Consider the following 12183-nt stretch of genomic DNA (forward strand, 5'->3'; position numbering starts at 1 on the left):
CTCAGGCGGCGCGCTGGGCGGCGACGAAGGCCGCAAGGGCGTTGACGTTGGCGAAATGGGTGCGGGTGTCCTTGGCCTCGGCGTCGATGCGGATGCCGTAGCGCTTCTGGATCGCCAGGCCCAGCTCCAGGGCGTCCACCGAATCCAGGCCCAGGCCGTCGCCGAACAGGATCTGGTCGTCGCCGATGTCGTCGACGGTGACGTCCTCGAGGCCGAGCGCCTCGATGATCAGGCTTTTGAGCTCAAGGTTGAGATCAGTCATGGTTGCCGGTTTCCTTCAGGTAGAGCTGGTGCAGCTGGTCGTTGAGTTCACGCGACGCCAGCGGCAACGGCCGCCCGGCGAAGGTGGTGGGGTCGATGTCGGCGCCCACTTCCAGCTGGAAGTCGAAGCGCCGCGCGGGAATGCGATACCAGGGCGTGGCCTTGGTCAGGGTGCTGGGCACCACGCGGATAGTGACCGGGGTTATGCAGCGGGCGCCGCGCAGGGCGATGGCCGCGGCGCCACGATGGAAGCGCGGCGGCTCGCCGGGGGTGGTGCGGGTGCCCTCGGGAAAGATGATCAGCGTCTGGCCCTCGCGCAGGGCGTCGGCGGCTTCGTCGAGCATCTCGGCGCTGCCGTTGTTGCTGATGTAGCCGGCGGCTTGGATCTGCCGCTTGAGATAGGGGTTCTGCCAGAGCCCCTGCTTGACCACGCAATTGGCGTCGGGCACCAGGCCGATGAGCACCACCACGTCGATCAGCGAGGGATGGTTGGCGATGATCAGCTGGCCTGGACGACCTAACCGCTCGCGGCCCTGGATGCGCAGGTTCATTACCCGGGTCAGCACCATGAAGTCGACGAAGAAGCGGAACAGCCGGGCATTGGCCCGCCGCGCACGCTGACGCCGCTGCAGCGGATCGCCTGGCAGCACCAGCAGGATCGGCAGGATCAGCAAGCGGAAGACCAGGGCGCCGCAGCCGAACACCACGAAGTTGAGCCCCGTGGCCAGCAGCCGGTAGCCGTAGTCCAGCCGGCCAGTCATCAGCAGGTCTCCGCCTGCCAGTGCCAGGCGCGCCCGGCATAGGCCAGGTGCCGCGCACCGCGGGCTTCCAGCAGGCGCAGCACTTCCAGGGCATGCGGCCAGGCGCTGGTCGCGGCGTCCGCCGGGGCCGGCTCGCCGCTCAGGCCATGGCTGCTGCCAGGAGTGAGCAGCAGGCCCACGGCATAGGGAAAGGGGACATCGTCGATCTGGGGCGCATAGAGGGTGGGCGGCGCCTCTTCGGCGATCACCACCAGCACCCCGCTGGCGCCTTCGGCGAGCAGGGTGGAGGCTTCCAGCACGGCGTGTTCGAGGCCATCGCGGCCGGTGGCCAAGGCATTCATCTCGCTGTGATCGCCACGCAGGATCGACCACTGGCCGATGATGGCGTTGTGCACCGAAAGGCTGAACTGGGTCGGGGAGAGCGGCTCGCCGCGGGCCAGCTCCTGGAGGATCGCCAGGGTGCGCGGGGTCTCGCCGTGGCGTGAGGCGAAGATCAGCGGCAGCGGCTCGCCATGGGCGTCGGCCAACGGCCAGGCCACCTGGAAGGTCATGCGTGCCAGGCGGCTCAGACGGCGGCGCTGCATGGCCGGCAGGAAGCTGGCATCGGGTTGGCTGCCGTCGTCCGCCGGACACCAGGGCGCGGCGCACCACTGCCGCCAGGCATCCTGGTCGCCAAGACCAGGCGCCCAGGCGCGCCAATCGCTAATCTGGAAATGTATGTTCACGGCTGAATCTACCCCGGAGCCTACGTGCTTGCCGTTTCATCTATCCCTGATGAGCAGGGTATTGCAGCGTTCGGCGCGCATTATCCAAGCGGCTATTACCCTAGGCAAACATTTGTCTGAACTTTGCTAAGAGGTGACAGTCGCGCCGCGAAGCCAGGGACAGGCTAGCGTGGCGGGAGGTAGAGAGCCCCTTTTCAGGGCACGAAACGCCGCTCCGTGCGACGAGCGGCAGTGGAAGCGGTGATTTGGGGAAGAGAGGTGAAGGTAAAGGTGAAGCTGTCGCTGACGGTTATCGCGATCATGGCTGCAGGGACCGCTCCAGAGGCGTTTCAACCTCAAGGGAGCGGTCGAGCCTTGGCGTTACGCCGCTGGCAGCGGCTGCAACCTAGACAGCCGGACCGCTACGGCCAGGGCCGCGAGCAGCAGGGCGCCGATGAACAGGCCGACGCCGGTCCAGCCGCCCAGGTGCCAGCAGAAGCCACCCAGGGTGCCGGCCACGCTGGAACCGGCGTAGTAACTGAACAGATAGAGCGAGGAGGCCTGGCCCCGCGCCTGGCGCGCCCGCCGCCCGACCCAACTGCTGGCCACCGAATGGGCGCCGAAGAAGCCGAAGGTGAACAGCAGCATCCCCGGCAGCACCAGCCACAGCGGCGTGAACAGGGTCAGCAGCAGACCGCACAGCTTGAGAACGATGGCGCCAGCGAATACCTGCCGCCGGCCGAAACGATCGGCCAGGCTGCCGAACTTGGCCGAGCTGTAGATCCCCGCCAGATAGACCAGCGAGAGGACGCCGATCCAGGCTTGGCTCAGGTGATAGGGCTCGGCCAGCAGGCGATAGGCGATGTAGTTGAACAGGGTGACGAAGGCGCCCATCAGCAGGAAGGCTTCCAGGAACAGCCAGGGCAGGCCGGCATCGCGAAAGTGCAGGGCATAGCCAGCGAGCAGGCTACGCGGCCGCAGGGGCCGCGGCTGGAAGCGCTTCGAGGCTGGCAGACTGCGCTTGAACAGCACCGCCGCCACCAGCGCCAGCACCCCCAGGGCGCCCAGGGCGATGCGCCAGGAGACGAAGTCCACCAGGACCCCGCTGATCACCCGACCCGACATCCCGCCCAGGGCGTTGCCACTGATGTAGAGGCCCATGGCATAGCCCAGGTGCTCGGGATGCACCTCCTCGGCCAGGTAGGTCATGGCCACCGCCGCCACCCCGGCCAGCGACAAGCCAACCAAGGCACGGGTCACCAGGATGCCGTCCCAGGTCGGCATCAGGGCGCTGAGCAGAGTGAAGCCGCCAGCGGCGAACAGCGCATAGACCATCACCGACTTGCGGCCGATGGCGTCGGAAAGCGGTCCGGTCACCAGCAGGCCACAGGCCATGAGGCCCGTAGCCAGGGACAGCGACAGACTGCTCGCCGCGGCGGTCAGGCCAAAGGCCTGGGAAAAGATCGGCATCAGTGGCTGCACGCAATAGAGCAGGGCGAAGGTGGCGAAGCCGCCACAGAACAGTGCCAGGGCGGTACGCATGAACTGCGGCGTGCCCTTTTCGATGAAGGCATCCGGTTCGTGCTGCGGCTCATTGGCGGCAGGGCGGGTTTGCAGCGGGGGGGCAGGGGGCGTGGCGGACGACCGGGACGTGTTCACGGGTACCTCGGGGCAAGTCTGACCTCATCACCCTAGGCTGGTGACTGCCATATATCCAATATATTGTTCGTCTCAATTGATAGGTTGTACGACTCAGTGGAGGGGTATGGAATTACGGCACCTGAGGTACTTCGTGGCGGTAGCCGAAGAACTGCACTTCGGTCGCGCGGCCGAGCGCCTGAACATCTCCCAGCCGCCGCTCAGCCAGCAGATTCAGGCCCTGGAAACCGAATTGGGTACTCGCCTGCTGGAGCGCACCAACCGACGCGTCGCCCTGACCGACGCCGGCCGGCTGTTTCTCGACGAGGCCCGGCAGATCCTCCTGGCCAGCGAGCGCGCCGCCGAACGGGTCCGCCGCGCCGGCCGTGGCGAGACCGGGCAACTGCAGGTGGGCTTCAGCGCCTCTTCACCCTTCGTCGCCACTATCCCCAAGACGCTGTTCGCCTATCGCCGCGCCTATCCCGAGGTGCGCCTGCAACTGCAGGAGATGAGCAGCCGTGAACAGATCGACGCCATGCTCGCCGGCAACCTGCAGATCGGCCTGATCCGCCCCATCGAGTTGCCCGATGCCCTGGTGGCGGTCGAACTCTTCCGCGAACCCCTGGTGGTCGCCCTGAGACACGACCATCCACTGGCCCAGCAGGGCACCGCGCCGCTGCCCCTGGCCGCGCTCGCCGAAGAACCCTTCGTCTACTTCCCACGCAGCTTCGGCACCGGCCTCTACCAACAGCTCCACACCCTCGCCGCCCGCGCCGGCTTCACCCCGCGCATCGTCCAGGAGGCCAGCGAAGTCCTCATCATCCTCGGCCTGGTCGCCGCCGGCCTCGGCGTCACCGTGCTGCCCGCCACCTACCAGCGCACCCAGATGGAAGGGCTGGTGTATCGGGAGTTGGATGATCCTGAGGCGACATCGGCGGTGTGGTTGCTGCGGCGCCGGGATGAGGTGTCGCCGCAGGCGGAGGCGTTTGTGGCGATCCTGCTAGGCAAAGCCTGATGTTGGCTAGTAATCGCAAAGGTTATTGAGGGGAGGATAATCAAACTTTGCTTTTTTGATTTTGTGCTCTTCTTTCGGCGTGTGTTCTTAATCTGGCTTCGGGGTCTGACCAGATGTGACTTATTATGGAGTTGTCTCGGTGTTCGAGGAAGTCCTCAAAAGAGCTGTCTTTGATGAAGTATCTGTCAGTGAGGCTGCGGATGGTGTTCAGGCGGTCTCTCGGATTTACTATTTCATGAACTATGGAGGTAAAGTGTTTTTGTAGTAGCTCTAGTTTTGAGTTTGCTGCATCACTTGGTTGCTGTTTGAGTAGTTTGTGCGATGCGACTAGAAAGTCTAGGGTAAGATTTCTATACCCTTGATAGGCGGGTGGTTTGTCCTTTCCATAGTGGTCGCCTTTGTCGATATTGGGGAATAGGAATCTACCTTGCTCTATCAGGGCTGAGAGTTGCGCCAGGTGAGTAAGGTGCTCCACTGAGTCTCTGGAGAGCTTCAGGTTTTTCATTGAAATAAGCAAAACAACAACCTTCTCATGCCAGTCTTGGATCGCCGTGGCGTGAGTACTTATCAGGTTGAATCGCGCCGCTTTTCTGTCCTTTAGATAGAAAAAAGCCAGGCATGTCGACAGCGCCAGGGAAAGGGCTGCAATAATTCCTTCTATTTCCATTTTCTCTCCTTGCTTTAGTGCTTTTAAAGGTATTTATCTTTTTCTAAGATGAGGCCGTTTATATAATTGTTCTGACGAGTTTTTCTGTGAATGAGGAAGCTCGCTGATACGTCATAACCAACCGATCAATCGCCCGCGTCATCGCTACATACAGCAACCGCGCCTCATCCGCCTCCGGCTCGCCCTGCTTGGGCATTTCGCCTAGTCCCGGAATTAGCACCAGCCCGAACTCCAGCCCCTTGCTGGAGTGCATGCTGACGATCTTCACGCTGTCTTCGGCGTCGTAGAGCTGGGCGCGGCCCTTGTTGCTGGCGCCGGAACGGTAGGGGATGGCGACCTTCTTGAGTTCGTATTCGGCCTGGTAGGCCTGGCTGGTGCTGCGGTAGAGGATGGCCATGTCGCTGAGCTGGCGGCCACCCGCCTGTTCGTCGCGGATGCGGGCGATGAGCAGATCCCATTCCTCACGGTCGCTGCCGCACTGGATGAGTTCGGGGAAGGGGCCACGGCGGCCGGCGCTTTCTGGGGCGATCAGGGGTACGCCGTCTTCGCTGGCGTCGCGACTGGTCAGCAGTTCGGTGGCGAAGGCGCGGGCGACGGAGAGGATCTCCACCGTGTTGCGGTAGTTGAGCTTGAGGATGGTGGTGCGGCCCTGGGCCTGGATGCCGACGCTGGCGAAGCTGAAGTCCAGCGCCTTCTTGCCGCCCTTGCCGCGGTAGATGGCCTGGGCGTCGTCATAGAGCACCAGCAGGGACTGGGTGCTGGGGTCGACCATCTGCACCACCAGCTGGAACCACTCGGGGGCGAAGTCGTGGCCTTCGTCGATCAGCACGGCGCTGTACTGGCCGCGGGGGATCTGGCCGCGCTCGACGCCGTCGATGGTGCGCAGCACGTACTGCTCCATCTTGGCCGCTACCGGCAACCGGTGGTCTGGCTTGTCGACCTGGTAGGCGGTGAGCATCTCGGCGCACCAGGCGTGGAAGTTCTGTACTACTACCCGTTCGCCGAGGCCCTTCTGTTCGATCACCTGGCGCAGCCGGCCGGCCAGGGACTTGTTGTAGCAGAGCACCAAGATGGGTTTGACCGAGACCTTGGCCAGGTGGGCGCAGCGATAGCCGAGGATCATGGTCTTGCCACTGCCGGCGGCGCCATGGATGACGCGGTGGCCGTCGCCCAGGGAGCGCGCCAGCTGTTCCTGCTGCAGGTCCATGACCTTGATCAGGCTGGGCAGCGGCGCCTCGGCGGCGTCGAACAAGCCGAATTGGCCGGGCTGGCTGTTGACCCGTACCTCGGGGTAGAGGTGATAACGCACCCGGTCGATCTGCGGCAGGCTGAGGGCGCAGGGAAAGACGTGGGGGAACATGTCCCAGAGGCGTTGCTGGAAGGCTTCCGGGTCGGCGGATTCGGTCATTTCGTCCTGGAAGAGCACGCGCTGGGGATCGAGGACGTCGGCGAGATCGGTCTGCTCGAATTGGCGGCGGGTGATGCCGGTCAGCACCACGCCCCAGCCCCAGGGCATGATCAGCTGGCCCGGATGGGGCGAGCCGGCGCTCTGGCGCAGCAGCGGATCTTTCTTGAGTAGCAGGTCGACTTCGAGGATGTAGGAGCGGGCTTGCAGCAGGGGATTGGCGACGGTCTTCAGGCCGTCCTGGGTATGCAGGCGCACCTTGCCGTGGGTGACGGATTCCAGGGTGGCGAGTTTCCAGTCCTTGACCTCCAGCACCAGGATGCCGCGCCGTGGATGAAGTACGACGAAATCCGGGTAGCGCGCCTTGGGGCCGACCGGGACGTTGCTCCAGCAGAGGTAGTCGTCTTCGAGCAGTTTTTCCAGGCGTTCGGCGAAGCGACGTTCACCGGGGGTATCGAACTGGCACTGGCTGCGAGCGGGGAAGAAGCGGGCCATCGGTCATCCATCCGTGGTGTGGGGCAGGGCGGATAAACCGTGATCTGTCGCACAAAAGTCCTTTCGTCATACGTTAGTCAGGCAGGTGCGGCGGGTAAAGCGTGAGACGGGTGTTGCCGGGCGATTGGCCGAGTTGGCCGACCGATGGTGGCTGGCAGGTGGCCGGTATTGGGCTGTCTTGGGGGTATAGCGGTACTTCGGGGTTTGGTTTGCCCTCACCCCGGCCCTCTCCCGGGGAAGAGGAGGCGTTTGGATGAGGTGCGGTGCCTTGGGGTGTTGGGCGTCGACGATGGAGCTGTCTCAGCCCAACCTACGGGGTGTGGTTTGCCCTCACCCTGGCCCTCTTCCTGAGGGAGAGGGGCGTTAGGTAGGGTGCGGTGCCTTGGGGTGTTGGGCTTCGACGATGGAGCTGTCTCAGCCCAACCTACGAGGTCTGGTTTGCCTCACCCCGGCCTTCTCCCTGGGGGAGAGGGGGCGTTTGGGTGAGGAGCGGTGCCTTGGGGTGTTGGGCTTCGACGGTGGAGCTGTCTTAGCCCAACCTACGGGTTTCGTAGGTTGGGCTGAGCGGGGCGAAGCCCAACAATCAGGGCCCCGCTTAGTAGTAGCTGCGCATCACCGCGATCCCTGCCTCCAGCACGTCCCTCCATTCCTGGCGCAGCGCTGGAGAGAATTCGGCATCGTGCTGGGCCAGGGTGGCGAGCAGGCAGTCGACCCAGCCTTCGTAGAGTTCGGGGCCTATGTCCAGCCGTGCCCGGCAATGGCTTTCGCCGAGCTGGCGCAGTTTGGTGGTGGGCATGCCGCGGGCCACCAGGACCAGGTTCATGATGCCGTGGCGCAGCAGCAGCTTCTGGGCAGCCATGTCGGTGTGGGCGAACTTTTCCCGGACCTGGGGCGAGCTGGCTAGGAAGCGCTGGTAGAAATCATCGAAGAAGGTGGGGCTGGCGCAGCAGCGTCCGTAGCTCAGCATCACGTTCTGGGCCGGCAGCATGCGGGTTCCTGGGCAGGCATGAAGCGGCGCAGCCTGCCTGGGCGCGGGGCCGGCCGTGTTGATCCGGGTCAGGTGACAGCCAGTTTGCCGCCCTGAAACATTTTGAACCAATTCACAGGGCCGCTTCTCTACCCTAGGCGCAGCGGTAGCCGAGAAACCCCTACTCCAGAGGGTCTGGTTCGTCGCGGCGCGACTAACGTCCCCTGGAGAACCCCATGAGTCAGACCCCTCTGCTAATCGGCTTCGTCATCATGTCGCTCGCCTCCCTGGCCATCTATGCCAAGGGTGCGCACCGCGGTCCGCTGCGCGGTCATACCCTGGTCCACGCCGCCGTGCCCTTCATCGCCGCCACGGCCTATCTGGCCATGTACCTGGGGGTCGGCAATCTGATCAAGCCGGATGGCAGCATCACCTACGTCGCCCGCTACCTGGACTGGACCTTCACCACGCCGTTGCTGCTGGCCGGGGTGGTGAGTTCGGCCTACCTGGGTGCCTGCGAGCAAGAAGGTCAGGCGGGTTTCGTGGCCTCCATCGTGACCCTGGACGTGGTGATGATCGTGACTGGCCTGGTGGCCTCCCTGGCGCCCTACGGCACCATCAAGTGGGTGTTCTTCGCCTGGTCCTGCGCGGCCTTTGTCGGGGTGCTCTATCTGCTGTGGAAGCCGCTGGCGGCTCTGGCTGGGCAGCACACTGCGATCGGCGCGGCCTATCGCAAGAATGTCGGCTTTCTCAGCGTGCTCTGGCTGATCTATCCGGTGGTTTTCGCCGTGGGGCCGGAGGGCGTCTGGGCGGTGAGCGATGCCGCCACGGTCTGGGTCTTCCTGATCCTCGACGTGCTGGCCAAGGTAGTCTATGCCTTCACCTCCGAGCGCAATCTGCGCGCGGCCCTAGCGCGGATCGGCGTCTAAAGATGCAAGAGACCGGGCGAGGCTGGCTGGCGCTGGTGTTGACCGCCGGGCTCGCCAGCCTGGCGGGCGGGGCCGGGCAACTGGCCTATGCCCTGGTGGTAGGCCTGGGTCTGGGCCTGCTGCATGGCGCCAGCGATCTGCGTCTGGTCGCTCCCGGGCGGCGCCTGGTCTTTCTCGGCTGCTATCTGGCGACAGCCCTGGCCTGTCTGGTCTGCTGGCAATGGGCAGGCACGGCGGCGCTGCTGCTGTTCCTGCTGCTCTCGGCCTGGCATTTTGCTCATGAAGACGAGCTGTTTCCCAATCGGCTCACCTCGCTGGCCTTGGGGTTGTTCATCCTTTGCGGTCCGGCGCTGGTGCACGAAGCCGCTGTCGCCCGGTTGCTGGCTCTGGCCATGGGGCCGACTGCTTCTTTGGCCCTCGCAGACTGGCTGGCCCGCGTGCTCGCCCTGAGCGGGCTGCTGGCGCTACCGGTGCTGCTGCTGGCGGCCTGGCAGCAACGTTGTCCCAGGCTGGCGGTGACGCTGCTCGCCGTGGTGCTGGCGCCGCCCCTGGTGGGTTTCGCCTTGAGCTTCTATCTGCTGCACGCCGCGCCCCAGACCGGGGTGCGCCAACGTTTGTTGGGAGCGCCCACCTTCAAGGCCTATCTGCGCCTGACGTGGCCGATCCTGCTGAGCGCTGCGCTCTTCACCCTGGCCGGTGGCCTGGTGTTCCTGATACAGGAACGCACCGGCATCCGTGCGCTGTTCGCCGTGCTGGCGGCCTTCGCCGTGCCACACATGCTGGTGCTATCGCGTTTTCTCGACTCCGGCGTCGAAGCCGCGCCGCGCTCAAGACCGCAGATGATTGAGCGGTAGCTCGGTACTGGCCAGGATCTGGTTGAGCACGAAGCTCGACCGCACGCTGGAGACGCCCTCGATGCGCGTCAGGGTGCCCAGCAGCAGCTGCTGGTAGTGCTCCATGTCGGGCACCACCACCTTGAGCTGGTAATCCGCATCCATGCCGGTGACCAGGCAGCACTCCAGCACCTCAGGACACTGGGCGATAATGGCCTGGAAGTTCTCGAAGCGCTCGGGGGTGTGTCTGTCCATGCCGATGAGCACGAAGGCGGTCAGCGACAGGCCGAGTTTCTTGCGATCCAGCAGGGCGACCTGGCGGGTGATGTAGCCGCTGTCTTCCAGTTGCTTGACCCGTCGCGAGCAGGGGGAAGGCGATAGCCCGATGCGTTCGGCCAGTTCCTGGTTGGAGAGACGCGCATCGCGCTGCAGTTCTGCCAAGATTTTCAGATCGAAGCGATCGAGTTTGTCCATTTTGCATGCCTTGCGCTATCGGGTTGCGTCCAATCCTAGGTTTCTAGTCATGGATTGCGCAAGAGGCAGGAAAGAGTGCGCACAACGCAAACCTCTGCCGGCGGCAGGGGCGTAAGCTGAACTCAACTTCGATAGCCCGGTAGAGCTGTCCAACGAAGGCGCCCCAGGAGGGCCTTTCGCATCGCCAACGACGGTATCCCGTCCGCCGCGCCCGGGCCCGCCCAGGTCACCATTCCTGGTCGATCGCAGCCACCGTCACGAGCGGTGCGAGAGGACAACGAATTCAAGGGGGAGGCCGCAAGGTCTCCCCCTTTTCTTTTGTGTGGGATTTGGAGGGGGGCGGGGAGGCGTCTGGGGAAGGTTGGGTAAGGGGGAAGAGCATCGCGGCCATGGGCCGCTCCTACAGCGGTATATGCTTGTAGGAGCGGCCGCGATCAATCCGTGAAACTCACGCCTGCCCAGGCGGCTGCTTGTCCACGGTCAGGGGGGCGTCGCTGGCGAGGAACTCCCTGGCCTCCTCTTCGCTGGCCACCGAGGGCGGCGAGCCGCGCAGGGGCTGGCCGGCGGTTTCGCGCACGGTCAGCATGGTCAGGATGCCGATCACGGCCGCGGCCATCAGGTAGTAGGCCGGCACCAGGGGGTCGCCGGTCTTTTCCACCAGCCAGGCGGTGACCAGCGGAGTGGTCCCGCCAAACAGCGACACCGAGATGTTGAAGGCGATGGACAGGGCACTGTAGCGGATCGGGGTGTAGAACAGCGCCGGCAGGGTGGACGGCATGGTGCTGGTAAAGCAGGCCAGGGCCATGCCCAGCAGCATCAGGCCGAGGAAGATCAGCCAGTCGTGGCCGCTGCCGATCAGCTTGAGGCAGGGAATCGCCAGGATCAGGATCGCCACGCACGCACCGATGATCATCGGCTTGCGCCCCAAGCGGTCGCTGAAGAAACCGCCCAGGATGTTGAGCGGCATCATCACCACCATGACGATGAGGATCAGCAGCAGACCCTTGGTCTCGGCGTAGCCCATGGTCACCGCCAGATAGCTGGGCATGTAGGTCAGCAGCATGTAGTCGGTGACGTTGAACACCAGCACCAGGCCGACGCACTTGAGCAGGGCGACCCGGTGCAGGGTGAACAGCTCGCGCAGACTGTGCGCCGGACCGTCCGCGGCCTTGCCTTCGTTGGCCTCGGTGTGGGCCTTGAACGCCGGAGTCTCTTCCAGCTTCAGGCGCATGTAGAGGCCGAGCAGGCCGAGGGGACCGGCGATGAAGAAGGGCACGCGCCAGCCCCAGTCGAGCAACTGTTCCTGGGTCAGGGCCGCGGTGAGCGCCGTGACCGTTCCCGCACCGGCGATATAGCCGGCCAGGGTGCCGAATTCCAGCCAGCTGCCCATGCGTCCGCGGGTCTTGTCGGTGGCGTACTCGGCGATGAAGGTCGCCGCTCCCCCGTATTCACCGCCGGTGGAGAAGCCTTGGACGACACGTGCCAGCAGCAGCAGGGCAGGCGCCCAGATGCCGATGCTCTCGTAGCTGGGGATGAGGCCGATGCTGAAGGTGCCCAGGGCCATCATGATCATGGTCAGGGCCAGCACCTTCTGGCGACCGTACTTGTCGCCCAGGGGGCCGAACACCATGCCGCCGAGGGGGCGGACCAGAAAGGCCACGGTAAAGGTGGCGAAGGTGGCGATCAGCTGGGCGGCGGCATCGCCGTCGGGAAAGAAGACCTTGCCAAGGGTCACGGCCAGGTAGCCATAGACGCCGAAATCGAACCACTCCATGGCATTGCCAAGGGCGGCGGCGCCGACGGCGCGCTTGACCAGGGAATTGTCGACGATGGTGAGGTCGTCCGGCTTTACCTCATGGCGGCGTTTGAACCAGCCAACGTGATGATGGTGTTTCGACATGTGTTTTCCTCCTTGCGTGGGGCCATAGACCCGAGCGGACCGCTAGAAGTGCGATGACAGAGGGGCAGAAACTTCCCCGCTACCCCCAGGGATCGACCCCGGGAATGCCCGAAGCCCGAGATGATTGCAGGCGC

The 12183-nt window shown here is 64.4% G+C and carries 12 protein-coding genes; 3 read left to right on the plus strand and 9 right to left on the minus strand.

Translation table 11 applies throughout. The annotated features are described in order from the left end of the window. Nucleotide 1: 1 nt before the first annotated feature. The 4 genes from LRS53_RS10475 to LRS53_RS10490 all read right to left on the minus strand — a co-directional run bounded on the left by LRS53_RS10475 (nt 2) and on the right by LRS53_RS10490 (nt 3385). Nucleotides 2-262 (minus strand): phosphopantetheine-binding protein, encoded by a 261-nt coding sequence (locus tag LRS53_RS10475; RefSeq protein ID WP_017642722.1) that lies wholly within the window; start codon nt 260-262, stop codon nt 2-4. Beyond that, entirely contained in the window at nt 255-1022 is a 768-nt protein-coding gene (locus tag LRS53_RS10480) for a lysophospholipid acyltransferase family protein (RefSeq protein WP_231355829.1), read from the minus strand. The genes LRS53_RS10475 and LRS53_RS10480 overlap by 8 nt, the downstream gene beginning before the upstream one ends. Next, entirely contained in the window at nt 1022-1747 is a 726-nt protein-coding gene (locus tag LRS53_RS10485; protein WP_231355830.1) for a beta-ketoacyl synthase chain length factor, read from the minus strand. Before LRS53_RS10485 ends, LRS53_RS10480 begins: the two co-directional genes overlap by 1 nt. A gap of 360 nt (nt 1748-2107) precedes the next feature. Next, nucleotides 2108-3385: an MFS transporter gene (locus LRS53_RS10490; protein WP_442968499.1), complete on the minus strand. Its 1278-nt coding sequence runs from the start codon at nt 3383-3385 to the stop codon at nt 2108-2110. A 106-nt stretch (nt 3386-3491) separates the two neighbouring features. On the opposite strand from LRS53_RS10490, the gene LRS53_RS10495 reads away from it, so the two are divergent. Next, nucleotides 3492-4379, plus strand: coding sequence for a LysR substrate-binding domain-containing protein (locus LRS53_RS10495; protein ID WP_231355831.1), 888 nt, complete (start codon nt 3492-3494; stop codon nt 4377-4379). A gap of 40 nt (nt 4380-4419) precedes the next feature. Here the strand turns inward: LRS53_RS10495 and LRS53_RS10500 are convergent, their stop codons facing one another. The 3 genes from LRS53_RS10500 to LRS53_RS10510 form a co-directional block, all read right to left on the minus strand. Continuing rightward, on the minus strand, nt 4420-5046 hold the full coding sequence (locus LRS53_RS10500; protein WP_231355832.1) for a hypothetical protein: 627 nt from the start codon (nt 5044-5046) through the stop codon (nt 4420-4422). Nucleotides 5047-5104: 58 nt separating this feature from the next. Beyond that, nucleotides 5105-6946 carry a 3'-5' exonuclease gene (locus LRS53_RS10505; RefSeq protein WP_231355833.1) on the minus strand — a complete coding sequence of 614 codons (1842 nt, stop codon included), beginning with the start codon at nt 6944-6946 and terminating at the stop codon, nt 5105-5107. Between the two features lie 595 nt (nt 6947-7541). After that, nucleotides 7542-7934, minus strand: coding sequence for a globin domain-containing protein (locus LRS53_RS10510; RefSeq protein WP_231355834.1), 393 nt, complete (start codon nt 7932-7934; stop codon nt 7542-7544). Nucleotides 7935-8149: 215 nt separating this feature from the next. Here LRS53_RS10510 and LRS53_RS10515 point away from each other — a divergent pair, with 215 nt between their 5' ends. Then, nucleotides 8150-8842, plus strand: a complete 693-nt coding sequence (locus LRS53_RS10515) for a bacteriorhodopsin (protein ID WP_231355835.1) — start codon at nt 8150-8152, stop codon at nt 8840-8842. A gap of 2 nt (nt 8843-8844) precedes the next feature. Beyond that, nucleotides 8845-9696 carry a beta-carotene 15,15'-dioxygenase, Brp/Blh family gene (locus tag LRS53_RS10520; protein WP_231355836.1) on the plus strand — a complete coding sequence of 284 codons (852 nt, stop codon included), beginning with the start codon at nt 8845-8847 and terminating at the stop codon, nt 9694-9696. Here LRS53_RS10520 and LRS53_RS10525 read toward each other — a convergent pair. Further along, nucleotides 9670-10149: an Lrp/AsnC family transcriptional regulator gene (locus tag LRS53_RS10525; RefSeq protein WP_017642712.1), complete on the minus strand. Its 480-nt coding sequence runs from the start codon at nt 10147-10149 to the stop codon at nt 9670-9672. The two genes, LRS53_RS10520 and LRS53_RS10525, sit on opposite strands and share 27 nt — an antisense overlap. Before the next feature lie 448 nt (nt 10150-10597). Continuing rightward, nucleotides 10598-12049, minus strand: a complete 1452-nt coding sequence (gene proP / locus LRS53_RS10530; RefSeq protein WP_231355837.1) for a glycine betaine/L-proline transporter ProP — start codon at nt 12047-12049, stop codon at nt 10598-10600. Nucleotides 12050-12183: the final 134 nt, after the last annotated feature.

This window comes from Pseudomonas sp. PLB05, from assembly GCF_021106615.1.
Lineage (GTDB): Bacteria > Pseudomonadota > Gammaproteobacteria > Pseudomonadales > Pseudomonadaceae > Chryseomonas > Chryseomonas benzopyrenica.